15 protein-coding genes, 4 tRNA genes and 1 pseudogene are annotated in these 18,726 nt (G+C 59.1%); 10 read left to right on the top strand and 10 right to left on the bottom strand.

Annotation, left to right across the window (positions count from 1 at the left end):
- Nucleotides 1-36: 36 nt before the first annotated feature.
- Nucleotides 37-2,484 (top strand): acyl-CoA dehydrogenase, encoded by a 2,448-nt coding sequence (locus tag FQ187_RS22320; RefSeq protein WP_149631134.1) that lies wholly within the window; start codon nt 37-39, stop codon nt 2,482-2,484.
- Between the two features lie 86 nt (nt 2,485-2,570).
- Nucleotides 2,571-2,978 carry a PA2817 family protein gene (locus FQ187_RS22315; protein WP_008152400.1) on the top strand — a complete coding sequence of 136 codons (408 nt, stop codon included), beginning with the start codon at nt 2,571-2,573 and terminating at the stop codon, nt 2,976-2,978.
- 100 nt (nt 2,979-3,078) lie between these two features.
- Here the strand turns inward: FQ187_RS22315 and FQ187_RS22310 are convergent, their stop codons facing one another.
- A complete protein-coding gene (locus FQ187_RS22310) occupies nt 3,079-4,077 on the bottom strand; it encodes a LysR family transcriptional regulator (protein WP_149631133.1) in 999 nt (332 codons plus the stop codon).
- Between the two features lie 91 nt (nt 4,078-4,168).
- On the opposite strand from FQ187_RS22310, the gene FQ187_RS22305 reads away from it, so the two are divergent.
- The 4 genes from FQ187_RS22305 (at nt 4,169) to FQ187_RS22290 (ending at nt 8,232) form a co-directional block, all read left to right on the top strand.
- On the top strand, nt 4,169-4,795 hold the full coding sequence (locus tag FQ187_RS22305) for an alanyl-tRNA editing protein (RefSeq protein WP_149631132.1): 627 nt from the start codon (nt 4,169-4,171) through the stop codon (nt 4,793-4,795).
- Nucleotides 4,796-4,887: 92 nt separating this feature from the next.
- Nucleotides 4,888-5,658 carry a 2OG-Fe(II) oxygenase gene (locus FQ187_RS22300; protein WP_056742718.1) on the top strand — a complete coding sequence of 257 codons (771 nt, stop codon included), beginning with the start codon at nt 4,888-4,890 and terminating at the stop codon, nt 5,656-5,658.
- A 1-nt stretch (nt 5,659) separates the two neighbouring features.
- Nucleotides 5,660-6,295 carry a LysE family translocator gene (locus tag FQ187_RS22295; RefSeq protein ID WP_149631131.1) on the top strand — a complete coding sequence of 212 codons (636 nt, stop codon included), beginning with the start codon at nt 5,660-5,662 and terminating at the stop codon, nt 6,293-6,295.
- 197 nt (nt 6,296-6,492) lie between these two features.
- Nucleotides 6,493-8,232 (top strand): dipeptidase, encoded by a 1,740-nt coding sequence (locus FQ187_RS22290; protein WP_149631130.1) that lies wholly within the window; start codon nt 6,493-6,495, stop codon nt 8,230-8,232.
- A gap of 104 nt (nt 8,233-8,336) precedes the next feature.
- Here FQ187_RS22290 and FQ187_RS22285 read toward each other — a convergent pair.
- The 4 genes from FQ187_RS22285 to FQ187_RS22270 form a co-directional block, all read right to left on the bottom strand.
- Nucleotides 8,337-8,412 (bottom strand) — tRNA-Gly (locus FQ187_RS22285).
- A gap of 3 nt (nt 8,413-8,415) precedes the next feature.
- Nucleotides 8,416-8,491, bottom strand: a tRNA-Glu gene (locus FQ187_RS22280).
- A 105-nt stretch (nt 8,492-8,596) separates the two neighbouring features.
- A tRNA-Gly gene (locus tag FQ187_RS22275) sits at nt 8,597-8,672 on the bottom strand.
- A 2-nt stretch (nt 8,673-8,674) separates the two neighbouring features.
- Nucleotides 8,675-8,750 (bottom strand) — tRNA-Glu (locus FQ187_RS22270).
- 393 nt (nt 8,751-9,143) lie between these two features.
- Between FQ187_RS22270 and FQ187_RS22265 the strand changes: the two genes are divergently transcribed.
- Nucleotides 9,144-9,902 carry a hypothetical protein gene (locus FQ187_RS22265; RefSeq protein WP_046054392.1) on the top strand — a complete coding sequence of 253 codons (759 nt, stop codon included), beginning with the start codon at nt 9,144-9,146 and terminating at the stop codon, nt 9,900-9,902.
- A gap of 129 nt (nt 9,903-10,031) precedes the next feature.
- On the opposite strand, the gene FQ187_RS30955 is transcribed toward FQ187_RS22265, so the two are convergent.
- From FQ187_RS30955 to FQ187_RS22250, 4 genes and pseudogenes are all read right to left on the bottom strand, one after another.
- On the bottom strand, nt 10,032-10,895 hold the full coding sequence (locus tag FQ187_RS30955; RefSeq protein ID WP_371925551.1) for a methyl-accepting chemotaxis protein: 864 nt from the start codon (nt 10,893-10,895) through the stop codon (nt 10,032-10,034).
- Nucleotides 10,893-11,117 (bottom strand): annotated as a pseudogene (locus tag FQ187_RS30950) (HAMP domain-containing protein); the annotation flags it as partial. The gene FQ187_RS30955 and the pseudogene FQ187_RS30950, both read right to left, overlap by 3 nt.
- 986 nt (nt 11,118-12,103) lie before the next feature.
- Complete coding sequence (locus FQ187_RS22255; protein WP_149631128.1) at nt 12,104-13,495, bottom strand: PLP-dependent aminotransferase family protein; 1,392 nt, start codon at nt 13,493-13,495, stop codon at nt 12,104-12,106.
- A 183-nt stretch (nt 13,496-13,678) separates the two neighbouring features.
- A complete protein-coding gene (locus tag FQ187_RS22250) occupies nt 13,679-14,440 on the bottom strand; it encodes an SDR family oxidoreductase (protein WP_149631127.1) in 762 nt (253 codons plus the stop codon).
- Nucleotides 14,441-14,675: 235 nt separating this feature from the next.
- Between FQ187_RS22250 and FQ187_RS22245 the strand changes: the two genes are divergently transcribed.
- A complete protein-coding gene (locus tag FQ187_RS22245; protein ID WP_149631126.1) occupies nt 14,676-15,680 on the top strand; it encodes an NADP-dependent oxidoreductase in 1,005 nt (334 codons plus the stop codon).
- A 123-nt stretch (nt 15,681-15,803) separates the two neighbouring features.
- Here FQ187_RS22245 and pyrF read toward each other — a convergent pair whose 3' ends face one another.
- Complete coding sequence (pyrF, locus tag FQ187_RS22235) at nt 15,804-16,502, bottom strand: orotidine-5'-phosphate decarboxylase (protein WP_178122744.1); 699 nt, start codon at nt 16,500-16,502, stop codon at nt 15,804-15,806.
- Between the two features lie 293 nt (nt 16,503-16,795).
- Here pyrF and FQ187_RS22230 point away from each other — a divergent pair, with 293 nt between their 5' ends.
- The gene (locus tag FQ187_RS22230) at nt 16,796-17,554 is read left to right on the top strand and encodes a response regulator (RefSeq protein WP_033053235.1); all 759 of its coding nucleotides are present in this window, start codon (nt 16,796-16,798) and stop codon (nt 17,552-17,554) included.
- Nucleotides 17,554-18,606 (top strand): HAMP domain-containing sensor histidine kinase, encoded by a 1,053-nt coding sequence (locus tag FQ187_RS22225; protein WP_149631124.1) that lies wholly within the window; start codon nt 17,554-17,556, stop codon nt 18,604-18,606. The genes FQ187_RS22230 and FQ187_RS22225 overlap by 1 nt, the downstream gene beginning before the upstream one ends.
- The last annotated feature ends 120 nt before the right edge of the window (nt 18,607-18,726 follow it).

Here is an 18,726-nt window from a genome sequence, read left to right as displayed (position 1 = left end):
AAGTTGGTTTTGCCCTGGTTTCACGGAGGATTAAATATGCTGCTGTTGTGGATACTGGTTCTGGTTGTCGGGATTGCTTATTTAGCCCACCGTCGTATCGCCCCGCTGCCCGCCCTGTGCGTCGTTGCCGTTTACGTAGTGGCGATGGGTGCTTTCAGCCGCGCGCCAGGCTGGTTGCTGCTGGTTTTCTGGGTGTTGATCGCGGCCGTGGCTGCGCCCTTGTTGTTGCCCGACCTGCGCCGTAAATATTTCAGCGCGCCGCTGTTCAGCTGGTTCCAGAAAACCCTGCCGCCGATGTCGCAAACCGAACGCGATGCGATCGATGCCGGCACGGTGTGGTGGGACGGTGAACTGTTCAGCGGTCGCCCGGACTGGAACACACTGCTGGCCTATCCAAAAGCACAGTTGAGCGAAGAGGAACAGGCCTTCATCGACGGCCCGACTGAAGAACTCTGCGCCATGGTCAGCGACTGGCAGATCGGTCAAACCATGGACCTGCCTCCCGAAGCCTGGGCCTACATCAAGGAAAACGGCTTCTTCGCCCTGATCATTCCCAAGGAGTTTGGCGGCAAAGGTTTCTCCGCCTATGCCCACTCCCAGGTGGCGATGAAACTGGCGACCCGCAGCGGCGACCTTGCCTCTACCGTGATGGTCCCCAATTCCCTCGGTCCGGCCGAATTGTTGCTGCATTACGGCACCGACGAGCAACGCAACCACTACCTGCCACGACTGGCGCGCGGCGATGACATCCCGTGCTTCGCACTGACCGGCCCACTGGCCGGCTCTGATGCCGGCTCGATGCCCGACACCGGGGTGATCTGCAAAGGTGAATGGGAAGGCAAGGAAACCTTGGGCCTGCGTTTGAACTGGGAAAAGCGTTACATCACGCTGGGTCCTGTTGCCACCCTGCTCGGCCTCGCGTTCAAGGCCTACGACCCGGATCACCTGCTGGGTGAGGAGGAAGACCTGGGGATCAGCCTGGCGTTGATCCCGACCGATACCGCCGGTGTTGAAATCGGCCGTCGCCACTTGCCGTTGGGCGCGTCATTCATGAACGGCCCGAACTCCGGCAAAGATGTATTCGTACCGTTGGAGTTCCTCATCGGCGGCCAGGAAATGATCGGCAAAGGCTGGATGATGTTGATGAACTGCCTGTCGGTCGGGCGTTCGATTTCGTTGCCAGCGGTCGGCACCGGTGCCGCCAAGTTCACCAGTCTGGTGACCGGCCAGTACGCTCAGGTCCGTGAACAATTCAATGTCCCACTGTCAGCCTTCGAAGGTATTCAGGAAGCGATGGCCCGTATCGGCGGCAACGCCTGGATGATGGACGCGGCGCGGATGCTCACGGCCAATGCAGTGGATTTGGGCGAGAAACCGTCAGTGCTGTCGGCGATTCTCAAGTACCACCTCACTGAACGCGGCCGCGAGTGCATCAGCCACGCCATGGATGTTCATGGCGGCAAGGCAATCATCATGGGGCCGAACAACTACCTCGGTCGCAGCTGGAACGGCGCGCCGATTTTCATCACCGTGGAAGGCGCGAACATTCTCTCGCGCAACCTGATGATCTTCGGTCAGGGTGCGATTCGCTGCCATCCATTCGTGCTTAAGGAAATGGCCCTCGCCGGTCGTGAAGACAAGGACCAGGCCCTCACCGAATTTGATGGCCTGCTGCTCAAACACATCGGTTTCGCCGTGAGTAACGCCGCCAGCACACTGGTGCTGAACCTTGGTTTCGGTCACTTCGAACATGCGCCAGGCGACAAGCTCAGCCAGGGTTACTTCCGCGCCCTCAATCGCCAGGCGGCTGCGTTCGCCATGCTCGCCGACCTGAGCATGATGCTGCTGGGCGGCGAATTGAAACGACGCGAACGTCTGTCGGCACGTCTGGGGGATGTGCTCAGCAACATGTACCTCGCCTCCGCCGCACTCAAGCGTTACCACGACCTCGATTCACCGGAGCACATGGCACCGCTGTTTACCTGGGCCATGGAAGAAAGCCTGGGTCAATCGGAACGAGCGCTTGATGAACTGCTGACCAACTTCCCGAACAAGGTGTTGGGTTGCCTGTTGCGGGTGATCGTGTTCCCGTTCGGACGTCGTCACAAAGGGCCGTCGGACAAACTCGGCGCGGAAGTGGCGGCGGTGATCGGTCGCACCAAGGGCGATCCAACTTTGGAAGAGTTGCTCGGCGGTTGCTACCGACCGCAATCCGCTGATGACCCGGTCGGCGCCCTGCAACATGCGTGTAACCTGCTGAGTGCCGCGCAACCGCTGCGCAAAAAGCTTCATGTCGCACTCAAAAGCGGCCAGTTCAAACCGGTCGCCGGGGAACACGTCATCGATGCCGCGCTTGAAGCTGGCGTGTTGCAGCCCGTGGAAGCGCAGACCCTGCGTGACGCCGAAGCGGCGCGGCGCAAGGTGATTGATGTCGATGATTTCGACAAAGAGGAACTGGCGCTGGCGCAAGGAAAGGTCCGCTGATCCAGCCAGCCATGTCTCTCTACCATGCAAAAAAGGCGCAGGCGCTTTATACTCCCGCGCCCGTTTTGCTCTTGAGGACTTATCTCGTGTCCAATGTCGTTGCCGATCATCTTGTCTTGCTCGACCACCTGCGCAGCATCCTGGTCGCCGTAGGTGAGGCCGAACAGGTTCCCGAAGAAAGCCATGCCTTGTTCCTGGAGCGCTTCGACGAACTGCGTGCGTTGCTGCCGGTCGACCCGATCGAAAGCCAATACCTGGGCCAGGACATTCTGTGCCAGGTGATCACCCGCTACCCGCAAATCGCCCACCTGGTCCCGCGTGACCTGCTGTGGTACTTCGCCGGTGACTGCCTGCATTACATGCCCGACGATGAAATCGACTTGTATCAGGCGCTGGAAGAACGTCGTTTCGAAGCTGAACAAAACGACGAACCCTTCGACTGGAACCAGGAAAAACAACTGCTGGCGATGTCGAAAGACGACAGCAAGCACTGATCCTCGGTCAGAAATGCAAAGGCCCGCATGGTTGAACATGCGGGCCTTTTTTTTGCCGGGTGATGGGGTGTTTGGGCGGACGCCTTCGCGAGCAAGCCCGTCAAAGCAACCCATCACTCTCGGGCAACTCATACTCTGCCGCGCCCCTGCCCAATGCATTAGGCTTACCCGGCTTGCTCAGGGTCGGTTCCTTCTCCAGGCACTCCACCAGATAGTCGATAAGCACCCGTAGCTTCGGTGGCAAATAACGGGTCGGCGAATGCAGCAACCAGGCGCCGCCGTGGTAAGAAGCCAGAAAGGTCCAGTCCGGCAACACCTGCACGATCAGCCCCTGCTCCAGCGCATAACGTGCGGTGAAGTACGGCAGGCTGCCAATCCCGATGTGCTGCAACACTGCGCCCAACCGCACGCCGGTGTGATTGGCCGCATACCGTCCGCGCACGCCAACGGTGACGGCCTTGGTGCCTTTCTTGAATTTCCAGCGTGCATCGCTCGGGGTTTCGCCCAGGTAGATGCAGCTGTGGTTGAGCAAGTCGTGGGGATGGGTCGGCGTGCCGTGTTCGGCCAGGTATTGCGGCGTTGCACAGAGCAAATGATCGATGGTCAGCAATTGCCGCCCGACCAGTCCGGCAGGCGGCCGATCTGTAATACGAATCGCCAGATCAACGTTGTCGTCGATCAAATCCACCTGGCGGTCCTCAAGCAACAGTTCCACATCCACTTTGGGATAACGACGCAAAAATTCCGGCATATGCGGATGAATCACGAAACGCCCCACCGCCTTCGGCACACTGACGCGCACCAGTCCTTCCGCTTCATGGGTGAATTGGCCGCTGATTTCCATTACCGACTTGGCTGCGTTGACCATCTCCTGGCAACGCTTGAACACCTCTTCCCCACCGTCGCTCAAGCGCAACTTGCGCGTGGTTCGCTGCAGTAAACGGGTGGCGAGCGCCTTCTCCAGGCGCGAAATGCTGCGACTGACCGCCGAGGGGGAAGAACCCAACTGTCGAGCAGCCTCGGAGAAGCTGCCAGTCTCGACAACCTTGACGAAGATCGCCATTTCACCGAGCAGCGGTAGTGGAAGATTTATGCTCACAGCGCAACAGTCCTTTGATGTTTGAACGGATTATCACGCAATTCCACGCTTCATATAATAAAAAATAGAATAGTTAATAAGGGCATGGAATATGACGCTTCGCCTCTTTTTCCATAGTGATGACCTCAAGGCCAATGTGGAAGTCCTGGATTGCACGCCCCACGAGAACGAATTTGCCGTAGTGCTGCGCGCCACATTGTTTCATCCCCAAGGCGGTGGACAACCCTTTGATACCGGCTGGATCGGCGAAAGCCGGGTGCTGCGGGTTGTTCAGGATCCGGACCGGATCATTCATTTCGTCGACCATCCGGTAAAACCGGGCATGACTCAGATTCGTGTCGACGAACAACACCGCCAGTTCAATTCACGCATGCATTCCGCCGGCCACCTGATCGGCCACTTCGTCCAGGCCATGGGCTGGATGCCGATCAAGGCTCATCACTGGCCGGGCGAAGGACGCGTGCAATTCAAACCGGCAGAGTCGGCAAAAGAGGTTGATACCGAGATGATTCAGCACGGCATCGAGCAGTGGATCGCCCATGATTTTCCGCGCCTGACGTCGATGCGTGAAGGCGCCCGGGAAATCGGTTTCGGTGAACTGCCCGCCTACGGCTGCGGCGGCACCCATGTACGCAGCCTGAAAGATTTGGGCACGGTCACGATCGCTTCCCTTTCACTGAAGAAGGGAACGCTGTCAGTCCACTACAGCGTGGATTGAGCATTTGGGCGATGCCGTTCCTGTCATCGCCTGACGCCGGGGGAACCTGCGGTCGCGGGTTCTGTTGACTATCTGATAGATGGACCTAAGACATGATGCTTGACGTCGAGCGTCTCGATGAGACGTGCATAAAAAAACTAGCCAACGAAGAAGTCCTCGCCATCCGCGTCAAAGGCTTGTTGCCCAAGCCACTGGCGATTCAGATTGGCGACAAGATCCTCGCCCCTGGCTTCGAAGGCTATATCAATGCGCCGAGCATCGGTCGCATCGGCATGGCGTTTTATGAAGCGGAAAACCAGCCGCTACTGATCGAAGATTATTTCGAACGCGCCACCCGCAACATTGCGGAATTGCGCAACCGGTGTGCGCCCTATTCGTCCCCCGTCGACACCCTACGCTGTATGCTCGACGAGTCCTGGCCGGCGGGTGCGCACCTGGAAAATCTCTACGGTCGCAAGATGTATGTCGGGCTGTCCCGGGTGGTGAAACCCGGGATCTGTTTTCTGGCCCACCACGACATTTTCGCCAAGGACGCCCCGGACAGTTACCAGGCCAAAAGCCTGGAAGCGCAGTTCGCCTGCAATGTTTACCTGAACATGCCCGCCGAGGGCGGTGCACTGCAGATGTGGGACCACGACATCTCCCCGGACCAGTTCGACGAAATGCGTGGCGACAGTTACGGAATCGATCCGGCTCTGCTCGGGACTCCGACCCTGGAGATTCTTCCCGAGCCGGGTGATTTCATCATGTTCAATTCGCGCTGCATGCACTCGGTGACACCGGGAGTGGCTGATCCGCGCTTGAGCCTTTCGTTCTTTGTCGGCTATCGCGGCAATGCTTCACCCCTTACTTTCTGGAGTTGAAATGCTTTCGAATTACCTGGGCGAGTTTCTGGCGCTGGCAACTATCCACTTTCTGGCCGTGGTTGCACCTGGACCGGACTTCGCAGTGACCATCCGTCAGAGCGTGCGCTTCGGTCGACTGGTCGGGATTTGCACGGCGCTGGGCATCGGTGCGGGTATTTCCGTGCATGTGCTTTACACCTTGCTCGGTGTCGGCGCGCTGATGCACACGACGCCTTGGCTGCTGACTGTGGCCAAGGTTGTGGGTGGTGCTTACATTTTGTACCTCGGCGTCAGCCTGTTGCGCAGCAAGCCCAAGACCGTACTGGAAGGCGACAAGCCTGACGAACCGGCCGTAGAACAAACGTTGCTGAAGGCATTTACCACCGGCTTTCTGACCAACGCGACCAACCCGAAAGCCACACTGTTTTTCCTGGCGATCTTCACCACCATCATCAGCGCCACAACGCCACTGAAGATCCAGGCGCTTTACGGGGTCTGGATGTGTTTTGTGAATGCGCTGTGGTTTGTGATCGTCGCGCTGTTCTTTTCCAGTGCCCGGGTACGGCTGCTGTTTATGCGCATGGGGCACTGGTTCGAACGCACCATGGGGGTGATTCTGATCCTGTTCGCCGGGCGCCTGATTCTGTCGATGTAAAACCTGCGCCCATGCAAAAGGCCCGCTCAGTCTGACTGGCGGGCCTTTTTCGTTTCTGCGCCGCTTTTGCATTTCTGTGCGACAGATCCCACTTCGGGGACTCCCCTATCGCTCTCTCGTGGTGTTAGCTTGTTAACGTTTCTGTCTCATCGATCAGAAACTTCTCACAAACTGCCTGCAAAGGAATGCCCTCAGCAATGAATTTCTCACTCAAGCACCTGGCCGCGTCAACCCTGATACTGGCCAGCCTTTCGTCGTTCACCCTGACCGCGCACGCTAACATCAACCCGCAACAGAGCGCGGCCATCCTCAAAACCTTCAGCGACGAATCGGTAACGGATTTCAGGCAGTTCCTGGGAGGCCTGGCCAAAAGCGACCTTGGCAAAACCGACGACCTCGGCCCGGCCATCAGTGCCTTTCTCGACAACAAGACCCTTTCTTCAGAACAGCAGAACGAGATCCATCGCCTGCTCGGCCTCTATGCACGCGTGAAGTACGGCAGCGCCGCCACCGAGACCCTGCGCGAGTTGGTGGCCATCCCGACCTTCCGTGTGGATGGCGTTGCCCAGCACGACAATCCCGAATTCATCAAGATCGCCGAAAAGATCAAGAGCCTTGCCCAGACCTTCGACCTGAATTTTCGCAACATCGACAACCGCGTCTATGAAATCTCCCTGGAAGGCAGTGGCGATGAAGTCGTGGGCATTCACGCGCATGCCGACGTGGTGCCCGTGACGCCGGAGAACTGGGTCCTGAAAGACGGCACCCGACTCGATCCGTTCAAAATCACCCTGATCGGCGACCGCATGTATGGCCGGGGTACCGAGGATGACAAGAACGGCATCGTGGTAGCGCTCTACGCCATGAAGATCATCAAGGAAGAGAAGCTGCCGCTGGCCAGGAATCTCAAGCTGCTGGTCGACACCACCGAAGAAACCACCGGCGACGCCATCCCCTATTACTTCGAAAACAACCCGACACCCAACTACAACCTGGCGCTGGATGGCAGCTACCCGGTGGTGATTGCCGAGAAAGGCTACGGCACCGTCATGGCGAACTTCGCCAAGCGCAAAGCAGAGGGCAAGGGCGCTGAAATCATCTCGATGACGGGCGGCATGGCCACCAACCAGATTCCGTCAACATCGGTCGCCACCCTTTTAAGTGACAAGCCTGCTGAATTGGCCGCCAGCCTGCAGAAGGCAGGTAGCGATTATGCCAAGCGCAACGGCGGCAATTTCGAAGTAACCGCCAAGGTCGTCGGCAAGGACGTCAAGCTGACGGTCACCGGCGTTTCGGCCCACTCCTCCGAGCCCGAGTCAGGCGTCAACCCGGTAGCCAGGATGCTGGACTTCATCAACAGCCTCGACGGAAAAGTTGCGCTCAAGCACAACCACATTACCGACGCCGCCCGCTATGCGGCCGACAACTGGGGGCTGGATTACCTGGGTGGCAAATTGGCGGTCGGCTTTTCCGATGCCTTCATGGGACCGCTGACCGCTTCCCTGACTTATGTCGCAATGGATGAAAAAGTCTTCAAGCTCGCGGTAAACCTGCGCGTGCCAAAGGGTAAGTCGCCGGAAACGCTCAAGACCGAAATCGCCGACAAGCTTGATGCCTGGAGCAAGAAGACCCACGTCGCGGTAGCCATCGACTACTCGATCGCCGAGCCGATGTACCGCAATCCTGAGGGTGAATGGGTCAAGGCCCTGCAGGCTGTAGCCAGCGAAAACCTTGGCATGGTGCACAAGTTCGGTACTTCCGCCGGCGCCACCTCGGTCCATGAACTGCCCAATGGCGTGCAATTCGGCCTGGCCAGGTCCGAGGTCAAGTACACCGGCCACACTGACAACGAGTTCAAGACCGTCGACCAGTTCCTGTTGGATCTGCAGATCGTGACCGAGATGATGGGACGCATCGGGCAATTGCCGAAGCTCTGATCCCCTTTCGGACCCGCTATTTTGGCGGGTCCAACGCTGTGATCGTGTTGATTCCAACACAAACGAAAACGCCGCTCATTGCTGAGCGGCGTTTTCGTTAAATATGGAGCGGGAAACGAGACTCGAACTCGCGACCCCGACCTTGGCAAGGTCGTGCTCTACCAACTGAGCTATTCCCGCAAATGGCGTCCCCTAGGGGACTCGAACCCCTGTTACCGCCGTGAAAGGGCGGTGTCCTAGGCCACTAGACGAAGGGGACACGCTAACTGAAACACATGGTGTGCATTTCAGTGCCCAAATCCGCATCCGAAGATGCTGGTTCTGGTTTCACTCAGCCCTGCCCGAAAGCAACGCTGTTTAAAATTGGAGCGGGAAACGAGACTCGAACTCGCGACCCCGACCTTGGCAAGGTCGTGCTCTACCAACTGAGCTATTCCCGCATTGGCGTCCCCTAGGGGACTCGAACCCCTGTTACCGCCGTGAAAGGGCGGTGTCCTAGGCCACTAGACGAAGGGGACACACGTACAACATTCACTCCCTACCGCGTTTCGCTGTGTGCTTTACGCTGTAAGTGGCGCGCATTCTATGGATGGATTGAAGGGTCGTCAACCCCCAGATATAAATTTATTTAAATCAATGACTTCGCCCTGCTTTGAGCCACTAATCGGGCTTTTCCGTCGCCCGGTGTTTGACGCCTATATTCTGACACCCGCCAAGACGTTATAGTCCACCCACGCCAAAGATGATGGCAATGTGCACCTCGCACGCTATTACTTATATAAGCAGGAACGCGGCCGATACAGGCAGTGCAGTAGCCGATTCAACTCGCCGAGCGGCGCTATGCGTCCCAATGCCAAGCCACTACACTCGCACGCGAACCCCATAAAGAGGTCTTACCGGTGACACCACTCATGATCACCCTGCTAGTCGTAGCCGGGATCGCACTATTGATCGCCATTGGCTACATGAACCATGTGGTGGAAAACAATAAGCTGGAAAAGGCCCGCGCCAAAGTTGAGCTCAACGATCGTCTGCGTCGTTGCGGCGAAATCACCGAGACCTTCCCCGGCCAGTTGATGACACCGGCGCTCAAGCTGCTGTTGACCCGTCTGGAACTGAACGTCTGCCAACGCCTGCTCAATCTGGAAAAAACCAGCTCCAACCTCAAGGCACGGATTGGCGAACTGAGCGCCCTGGTCGGCCAAGGCGAATCGATCCCGGTCAACAACCCACCGGCACCGATCCAGACCGAAGCCAAAGCCAAAGACGTACGCTTCCTGCTCGAAGCCCTGCACGGCCAAATCACCCGCGCTGCACAGGACGGCTTCCTGCCGACCAACGAAGCCAAACGCTGGATCCGCGAAGTTCGCCACATCCTGGTCCTGCTGCACATCGAGTTCTTCAACAACCTCGGACAGCACGCCCTGCAACAGAACCAACCCGGCCAGGCCCGCCTGGCGTTCGAACGGGGCGTGCAATACCTGCGCAAACAACAGGAACCGCAGGTCTACGCCGAACAGCTGGAATACCTGGAAAAACTCCTGGCTCGCGCCAACGCACAAGTCATGGACAACATCGCCCCGGTAGAAGGCGAAGTGAACCAACTGACCGAAGGCCTAAAAGACGTCGAGGCCGATGCGGACTGGAAGAAAAAAGTGATCTACGACTGATCACAAAAAGCAGAAAAGCCACCTAAACAGGTGGCTTTTTTTTTGCGTTGAGTTTGGCGTGTACACCCAGGAAGGATAGCTCGGCTGTCAGGCCGCAAGCCCGGTTCCCACAGTTGATCGGTGTACGCCTCAGAGCCGAAAGTGCCCCACCATCCCCTTCAACTCAACCCCCAACTGCGCCAACTCAATACTGGAAGCCGCATTCCCCTGCATCGCCAACGAAGACTGATCCGCGCTGGCCCGAATACTCGTGACACTGCGATTAATCTCCTCAGCCACTGAACTCTGCTCCTCGGCAGCTGCTGCGATCTGCTGGTTCATCTGCTGAATCAAAGACACTGCCGCTGCAATACTCCCCAGCGCACTCTCAGTCTGCAACGCATCACTCACCGCCAGCTTCACCAGCTCGCCACTGTTCTGAATCTGCTGAACAGAAGACTGAGCCGCCGAGCGCAAGGCGCTCACCAGTCGTTCAATCTCCTCGGTCGATTGCTGAGTGCGCTTGGCCAGTGCCCGCACTTCATCGGCCACCACCGCAAAGCCCCTGCCCTGCTCGCCGGCTCGAGCCGCTTCGATAGCGGCGTTGAGGGCCAACAGATTGGTCTGCTCGGCCACACTCTTGATGACGCTCAGCACCGTACCGATGTTCTGGATTTCTGCGCTCAAACTTTCGATGCTCGAACTGGCCGAGTTGGCTGAATCCGCCAACTGTTCGATCCGCGCCATGCTCTGGCGCACCACCTGCTGACCACTTTCAACCTTGCCGTCCGCCGTTTGCGCCGCCTGAGCGGCCTCCTCCGCGTTACGCGCAACGTCATGCACGGTGGCGGTCATCTGATTCATCGCGGTAGCGACCTGTTCGGTTTCTTCCTTCTGGCTGCTGACTTCAAGGTTGGTCTGCTCGGTCACCGCCGACAGCGACTGCGCCGAACTGGCCAACTGTTCGATACCCGCCTGCAAACCGCTGACAATACTGCTAAGCCCCGCGCCCATCTGCTGCATGGCCTGCATCAGCTGCCCGATTTCATCACGGCGGGTCACTTCAACCGTCGCACTCAAATCGCCAGAGGCAATCTGTTGAGCAACACGGATCACACTGCGCAGCGGTGCCACGATCAACCGGGTAATCACCCAGGACGCAATCAGCCCGACCAGCAACGCCAGCGCCGAGGAACCGATGATCAGCAGCGAGTTCTTTTTCAGCTCTGCCTGCATCGACTGGTCTTCGGCGACATAGGCCTGATCCACCCGCGCCACCACCTGAGCGGCGCGCTGATGCAGCTGCTCATAGACCGTTTTTTCCTGCGCCAGCAGGCCAGTGTACTCAGCGAGTTTTTCGCTGAATCCGCCGATGTGCCCGACCACTTCATTGAGGACCGTCTGGTAACCCTCATCCTTGACCGTGGTTTTCAGCTGCTCGGCCTGGGTCAGTGCCTGGTCGGCCTGCTCGATTTTGCCCTGCCCTGCGCTGTCGTCGCCCTTGCGGCTCAGGTCCAGGCGCACGCGCGCTTCGTTCATGGCTTGCAACATCAACCGCGACACCTGGCTGACCTGATTGGCCTGTTCGATGAACTGCCCACCGTCCTTGCCTTCGGATTCCTTCAAGGCATAAGCGCCGTCATCGGCCAGCCCGGCCTGCAGCACGTCGAGGTTGTTGGCTACGCTGGACACCGACCAACTGGCCATCTCCAATGCCAGGTCCTTGGCCTGGCTGAGCGAGACGAACTCGTCAAAGGCTTTGCGGTAAGCCCCCAAGGACTGCTCGACGTCATTCATCACCGGCACGTTGGCCGCAGACGCCGCTTTCAGTTGGGTTGCCAGAGCGATCAGGCCGTCAACGCCCTCGTGCAGGGCATCGGCGGTTTTCGGGTTGCCGTGCAAGGCGTATTCCTGTTCGAGCAGTCTCACCTTGAGCAAACCGCTGTTGAGAGACGACATCTGCTTGAGCCCGTCGAAGCGCTGGCTGATGGTTTGCAGGGACCACACGCCGATGGCCGCCACCAAGGCTGTCAACAGCAGCACCAGTACAAACCCGACACCCAGTTTTTTCGCCATACCGAGGTTGGCAAAACGTCCTTGCACGGCCGAAATCATTGCACTTAGTCCCCTGAATAGTCTGTTGACGCAGATTCGCAACGGGCCTGTATCAACACAAGTCTCTGGCGTCGGAATAATGGCAAAAAGCTACGCTTCCGTCGTTTTCAGAACGCTTGAGGTCGATCCGGAGCGGTGGCCTGAAAAAACGCCCGGGCTCGCGGATCACAGGCATAGGCCACATTGATACGCTGCCAGTCACTGGCCTCTGCGGTGGGACTGAATGCCGTCGCAGAAGACAACAGAACACCGAAGCGCTGGGCTTGTTTGCGCACCTGAGCGTAGTCGGACATCCGCGATCGCGCCCAGATGAACAGGCCTCCGACCGGCTTGCCGAACACCTCCCACTCGGCATCTTCAAGCACTTGCAACGCCGCCTCCCTGTCACTGCTCAAACGCTGGCGCTGGCGCTGGACCAATTTGCGATAGGCGCCGCTGGCCAACAGGCTGGCCAACACCGACTCGCAAAACCGTGAGGCGCCCATGCTGCTGATCATCTTGACCTCGGCCAGCCGCGAAATAACCCCGGTGCCGGCCACTACAAAACCGACCCGCAACGAGCTGCTGAGGGTTTTGGAGTAGCTGCCGACGTAGATCACGTTGTCATCGATACCCAATGCAGCGAGGCGCGTACCGGGGCCGCTTTGCAAATCCGCATAGACGTCGTCTTCGATCACCAGAAGGCCATAGGTTTTGGCCAGTTGCACAACCCGCTGCGCCACCGCCGGCGCCAGGCTGCTACCAGTGGGATTGTGGTAGAAGCTATTGATAAAGATCCCGCAGGGCCTGTACTTCACCAGCAGCGCCTCAAGCGCTTCAATGTCCGGCCCGCGCGGGGTTCGCGGCACCTCGATCATGCTGACCCCGTGCAGCCTGAGCAAATCGAACAGCAAGGAATAGCCGGGATTCTCCACCACCACGCAATCACCCGGTTTGAACAAGGTCCGCACGATCAGGTCCAGCCCCTGACTGGCCCCCGCCGTTGTGAGGATCCGGCTTTCCTCTACCAGGATATCGAGCTGTTTCAGCCGTTTGTGAATCTGCTGGCGCAAGGCTGGCAGGCCCAGCGGCGTGCTGTATTTGAACAGGCCGGCCATGTCGGAGCGACTGACCTGACGGATCGCGTAGCTCAGGTCGTCTGTTTCGCGCCAGCTCTCGGGAAGTCCGCCACACCCCAGCTTGAGCTCGCCCGAGGTGTCGCCCTGCTTCATTTCTGCCCCCTCGAACCAGGGGCAATCCTGTTGCCCCTGCGCGGCCGGCGCTGGCAAGGCGACAACGAAACCGGCGCCATGACGCGACGCCAGCACCCCTTGCGCCACCAGACGTTCACAGGCCTCAACGACGCTGGACTGACTGAGCAAATTGATCCGGGCGATTTGTCGCACAGAAGGCAAACGCGTTCCCGGCGGTACCTCGCCACGACGGAGCCAGCTGGCTAGCGCGTCGACGATTTGCTGTACGACCGGCACCAATGCCTGTCGATCGATTCTCAACTCCATGAGCAAGCAAACTCCTGTCCGTTTTGCGGGAAACAGTTAATCACAGGAGCGGTCGATCAGCTGTGCGACAACGCCACCAAAACCCTCTGTTCTAACCATTTGAAACACATTGTCCGGCGCCTTTAAGGAACCGAAAAAAAACCCGCACAAGTGCGGGTTTTTTCCTACGTTGCAGTGCCTGATTCAGAACGCCGTAACGCCACCGTCCACCGCCAGTGAATGCCCCGTGGTGAATGCTGCGCCGTCGCTGCACAGGTACAGCACCGCACTGGCGATTTCCTCGACCTTGCCGATGCGTCCGACGGGGTGCATGGCATTGGCGAACTCGCCTTTCTTCGGGTCGGCTTCATAGGCACGGCGGAACATGTCGGTGTCGATCACTGCCGGACACACCGCGTTCACGCGAATCTTTTTCTTGGCGTATTCGATGGCCGCCGACTTGGTCAGGCCGATCACCGCATGTTTCGAGGCCGCGTAAATGCTCATCTTCGGCGCAGCCCCGAGGCCGGCTACCGATGCGGTATTGACGATCGCGCCGCCGCCCTGGGCCAGCAGTAAGGGCAACTGGTACTTCATGCACAACCAGACGCCTTTGACGTTGACGCCCATGATCGCGTCGAACTCATCGACCGTACCTTCGGCCAGCTTGCCTTTCTCAATCTCGATGCCAGCGTTGTTGAAGGCATAGTCGAGACGGCCGTAGGTATTGACCACCTCGTCCATCAGATTTTTTACATCGCTTTCCAGCGTGACGTTGCAACGCACGAAGGTAGCTTCACCGCCAGCTGTACGTATCAGCGCCACCGTATCCTCACCACCCGCCACGTCCAGGTCGGCCACTACCACTTTCAAGCCTTCAGCAGCGAATGCCTGGGCAGTCGCGCGGCCAATACCATTGGCAGCGCCCGTCACAACGGCGACCTGGCCAGAAAACGTCATGCTCATTGTTATGTCCTCGAAGAGAAGATGCGGGGGATCGCGTGTTCGCAATCTAGCCACAAGGGCCTGCGGTGCGGCAGCACTATCAGAAGGCCGGTTGGGTACCCATGAGTGACAGTGATAAAACCGCCGGCTCGACTATCACTGCACTGGATCGATGTGCATTCGCCGCATCAGCCAAACTTGCGGCATCGTTCATGAAGGTCTATCAACAAGTCTTCATTCATCTTGAGTGCCTGTCATGACTACCCAGACCAATCGCCAGTTCCTGCTCGCCAAACGTCCGGTGGGCGCGGCGACCCGCGAGACCTTCACCTATCAAGAAGTACCGGTCGGCGAACCGGCTGCGGGTCAGATCCTGGTCAAAAACGAATACCTGTCCCTGGACCCGGCCATGCGTGGCTGGATGAATGAGGGCAAGTCCTACATCCCGCCGGTCGGTATTGGCGAAGTGATGCGCGCATTGGGCGTAGGCAAAGTCGTTGCCTCGAGTAATCCGGGCTTCGCGGTCGGGGACTACGTCAATGGTGCCTTGGGTGTGCAGGATTACTTCCTCGGCGAGCCACGAGGTTTCTACAAGGTCGATCCGAAACTGGCGCCTCTGCCGCGCTATCTGTCGGCGCTGGGCATGACCGGGATGACCGCCTATTTCGCCCTGCTCGATGTCGGCACGCCAAAGGCTGGCGACACCGTGGTGCTGTCGGGCGCGGCCGGTGCGGTGGGCAGCATTGCCGGGCAGATCGCCAAGATCAAAGGTTGCCGCGTCATCGGCATTGCCGGGGGCGCGGACAAGTGCCAGTTCCTGATCGACGAACTGGGTTTTGACGGTGCCATCGATTACAAAAACGAAGACGTCCACGCCGGCCTCAAGCGCGAATGTCCGAAAGGCGTCGATGTGTATTTCGATAACGTCGGCGGCGATATCCTCGACGCGGTGTTGAGTCGCCTGGCCATGAAGGCGCGGGTGGTGATCTGTGGCGCCATCAGCCAGTACAACAACAAGGAAGCGGTCAAAGGCCCGGCCAACTACCTGGCGCTGCTGGTCAATCGCGCGCGGATGGAAGGTTTTGTGGTGATGGACTATGCCGCGCAATTCGCCGCCGCCGGGCAGGAAATGGCCGGCTGGATGGCCAAGGGGCAACTCAAGAGCAAGGAAGATATTGTTGAAGGACTGGAGACGTTCCCGGAGACGCTGATGAAGTTGTTCAGCGGCGAGAATTTCGGGAAGTTGGTGCTGAAGGTTTAACGCCAACTATAAATGTGGGAGCGGGCTTGCTCGCGAAGGCGGAGTGTCAGCCGACATCAACGTTGACTGACACTCCGCCTTCGCGAGCAAGCCCGCTCCCACATTTTGATCTTCGGTGTTAGATCAGGCCAGTTCGGCGACTACGGCGGCGAGCGCCTTGGCCGGATCCGCTGCCTGGCTGATCGGACGGCCGATCACCAGATAATCGGAACCGGCATCCAGCGCCTGACGCGGCGTCAGAATGCGGCGCTGATCGTCCTGGGCGCTGCCCGCTGGACGAATCCCCGGGGTCACCAGTTGCAGCGACGGGTGCGCCGATTTCAGGGCCTGGGCTTCCATAGCCGAACAAACCAGACCGTCCATCCCGGCTTTTTCCGCCAACGCGGCCAGGCGCAACACTTGCTCCTGCGGCTCGATATCCAGACCGATACCCGCCAGGTCTTCACGCTCCATGCTGGTCAGCACGGTCACGCCGATCAGCAATGGTTTCGGACCAGTGCGCTGGTCAAGCACTTCGCGGCACGCGGCCATCATGCGCAAACCACCGGAGCAGTGCACATTGACCATCCACACGCCCATCTCCGCAGCCGCCTTGACGGCCATGGCGGTGGTGTTCGGGATGTCGTGGAACTTGAGGTCCAGGAACACTTCGAAACCCTTGTCACGCAGGGTGCCAACGATTTCCGAAGCGCAGCTGGTGAACAGTTCTTTACCGACTTTGACCCGGCACAACTTCGGGTCCAACTGATCGGCCAGCTTCAGTGCGGCGTCACGGGTGGGGAAATCCAGGGCGACGATGATAGGAGTCTGGCAGGCGGACATGAGTGGGCTCTCAGGCAGGTCGAAATCGGCGCGCATTGTAGCGGAACCAGCGCCTCTGCGGGACCCGATGATCGGTAATTCGTCGAGGCGACTCTAGCAAGACTAGCCCCTGCACCAATTGTGTCGAGTCAGATACACACACGACACGCCTGCAACACCCTTCAACGTTACCTTCGGCAGCCGCAACACGTCCTTACAGCACTTCCCGCCTCCGGGCCGGACGCCTATGCTGAAACCACAACCTCGCAGCCCATCTTTGTGGTTGGCAGCCTACCTGGCAGATGAACGCACGCATGCACAACCTCCACGCACCTGTGAACGACGATCAAAAAGCGCCCGGCGACGACAAACGCTGGAGCATTCGCGCCCTGATCGTCGACGATGACGTCCCGATCCGCGAACTGATGATCGACTATCTGGCCCGGTTCAACATTCACGCCAGCGGCGTCACCGATGGCGCCGCGATGCGCCTGGCGCTGCAAGCGGAGCATTTCGACGTGGTGGTGCTCGACCTGATGCTGCCCGGCGAAGACGGTTTGTCACTGTGCCGCTGGCTACGCGCCGAATCGGACATCCCGATTCTGATGCTCACCGCCCGCTGCGAGCCGACCGACCGGATCATCGGCCTGGAACTGGGCGCCGACGACTACATGGCCAAGCCGTTCGAACCGCGAGAATTGGTGGCGCGCATCCAGACTATCCTGCGCCGGGTACGCGACGATCGCACTGAACAGCGAGCCAACATCCGTTTCGACAACTGGCGCCTGAACAGCGTGCTGCGCCAGTTGATCGCCGCTGATGGCCTGGTGGTGCCGCTGTCCAACGCCGAGTTCCGTTTGCTCTGGGTGTTCATCGAACGTCCGCGCCGGGTACTCAGCCGCGAACAACTGCTGGATGCCGCTCGCGGTCGCTCGATCGAAGCCTTTGATCGCAGCATCGACTTGCTGGTCTCGCGCCTGCGCCAGAAACTCGGTGACGACCCGAAAGCCCCGCAGCTGATCAAAACCGTTCGCGGTGAGGGTTATCTGTTCGACGCCAGAGACATCGGCTGATGCGTGCGCGCTTCGATACGCTCTTCGGCCGCCTGTTTGGCATGCTGCTGGTGGCGATCATCCTGGCGCACTTGTTGGCGTTTTTCTGGTTTCACTATTACGGCCCGCCGCCGCCCCCTCCGCCGCCGGGGTTTTCCGAAAACTTCGACGGACAGCGCCCACCCAGGGACCCGCGCTTCGAAAGTCGGCCACCGCGGCCGTGGTTCGGCGGCCCCTTGGTGCCGCTGACCTTTCAACTGGTCTCGCTGATCATCGCCGCCTGGTACGGTGCCAAACTGTTGAGCCGGCCGATCCAGCGCCTGAGCGATGCTGCCGAGCGACTGAGCGAAAACCTCGACAGCCCGCCTCTGGATGAGTCCGGCCCACGGGAAGCACGGCAAGCGGCGCACACCTTCAACAAGATGCAGCAACGCATTCGTGAACAAGTGCAGCAACGCTCGCGGATGCTTGGCGCCGTCTCCCACGACCTGCGTACGCCGCTGTCGCGGCTCAAGCTGCGGCTGGAGCAGATCGACGACAACAAATTGCAAGGCCAGATGCGTCAGGATCTGGACGACATGATTGGCATGCTCGACGCCACGCTCACCTACCTGCACGAGCAGCGCACCAGTGAGGCCCTGCAATGGATGGATGTGCAGGCGCTGGTCGAATCCCTGAGTGAAAACGCCCAGGACCAGGGCGCCGATGTTCTGACCAGTGGCCACTGCGCACCGTTGCAAGTGCAGCCGATGGCCTTGCGCTCGTGCATCAACAACCTGCTGGACAATGCCCTGCGTTATGCCGGGCAAGCAGTGATTACGCTCGAAGACACGCGCGAAACCCTGGTGATCCGGGTCATCGACCATGGGCCGGGTATTGCGGCGGATAAACGTGAAGCCGTGTTCGAGCCATTTTTTCGCCTGGAAGGATCGCGCAACCGCAACTCCGGTGGCGTCGGGCTGGGCATGACCATCGCCCGCGAAGCGGCCGAACGCCTGGGTGGGCAGTTGAGCCTGGAAGAAACCCCCGGTGGTGGCTTGACCGCCGTTATACGGCTACCTCGATCCTTGTAATTGGATGGACTCGCCCAAGCCGAGGCGTCAATGCGCCACGGTGGCAGTCTAAACAGCCAACGACAGCGAGGGCGAGTCCATGAAAAATCATAGTTCGATTGATCAATCCCTGTCTTCTTC

It is taken from the genome of Pseudomonas sp. ANT_J28, from assembly GCF_008370005.1.
Taxonomy (GTDB): Bacteria; Pseudomonadota; Gammaproteobacteria; order Pseudomonadales; family Pseudomonadaceae; genus Aquipseudomonas; species Aquipseudomonas frigoris.
The sequence above is the reverse complement of the archived record's forward strand: the minus strand, read 5'-3'. Positions and strand labels throughout refer to the sequence as shown.

Excerpts from the sequence above, each read along its gene's own strand:
- FQ187_RS22320 (WP_149631134.1), top strand. The coding sequence starts at position 37 with ATGCTGCTGTTGTGGATACTGGTTCTGGTTGTCGGGATTGCTTATTTA.
- FQ187_RS22305 (WP_149631132.1), top strand. The coding sequence starts at position 4,169 with ATGACGCTTCGCCTCTTTTTCCATAGTGATGACCTCAAGGCCAATGTG.
- FQ187_RS22300 (WP_056742718.1), top strand. The coding sequence starts at position 4,888 with ATGATGCTTGACGTCGAGCGTCTCGATGAGACGTGCATAAAAAAACTA.
- FQ187_RS22295 (WP_149631131.1), top strand. The coding sequence starts at position 5,660 with ATGCTTTCGAATTACCTGGGCGAGTTTCTGGCGCTGGCAACTATCCAC.
- FQ187_RS22290 (WP_149631130.1), top strand. The coding sequence starts at position 6,493 with ATGAATTTCTCACTCAAGCACCTGGCCGCGTCAACCCTGATACTGGCC.
- FQ187_RS22265 (WP_046054392.1), top strand. The coding sequence starts at position 9,144 with ATGATCACCCTGCTAGTCGTAGCCGGGATCGCACTATTGATCGCCATT.
- FQ187_RS30955 (WP_371925551.1), bottom strand. The coding sequence starts at position 10,895 with ATGGGCGCGGGGCTTAGCAGTATTGTCAGCGGTTTGCAGGCGGGTATC.
- FQ187_RS22255 (WP_149631128.1), bottom strand. The coding sequence starts at position 13,495 with ATGGAGTTGAGAATCGATCGACAGGCATTGGTGCCGGTCGTACAGCAA.
- FQ187_RS22250 (WP_149631127.1), bottom strand. The coding sequence starts at position 14,440 with ATGAGCATGACGTTTTCTGGCCAGGTCGCCGTTGTGACGGGCGCTGCC.
- FQ187_RS22245 (WP_149631126.1), top strand. The coding sequence starts at position 14,676 with ATGACTACCCAGACCAATCGCCAGTTCCTGCTCGCCAAACGTCCGGTG.
- pyrF (WP_178122744.1), bottom strand. The coding sequence starts at position 16,502 with ATGTCCGCCTGCCAGACTCCTATCATCGTCGCCCTGGATTTCCCCACC.
- FQ187_RS22230 (WP_033053235.1), top strand. The coding sequence starts at position 16,796 with ATGCACAACCTCCACGCACCTGTGAACGACGATCAAAAAGCGCCCGGC.
- FQ187_RS22225 (WP_149631124.1), top strand. The coding sequence starts at position 17,554 with ATGCGTGCGCGCTTCGATACGCTCTTCGGCCGCCTGTTTGGCATGCTG.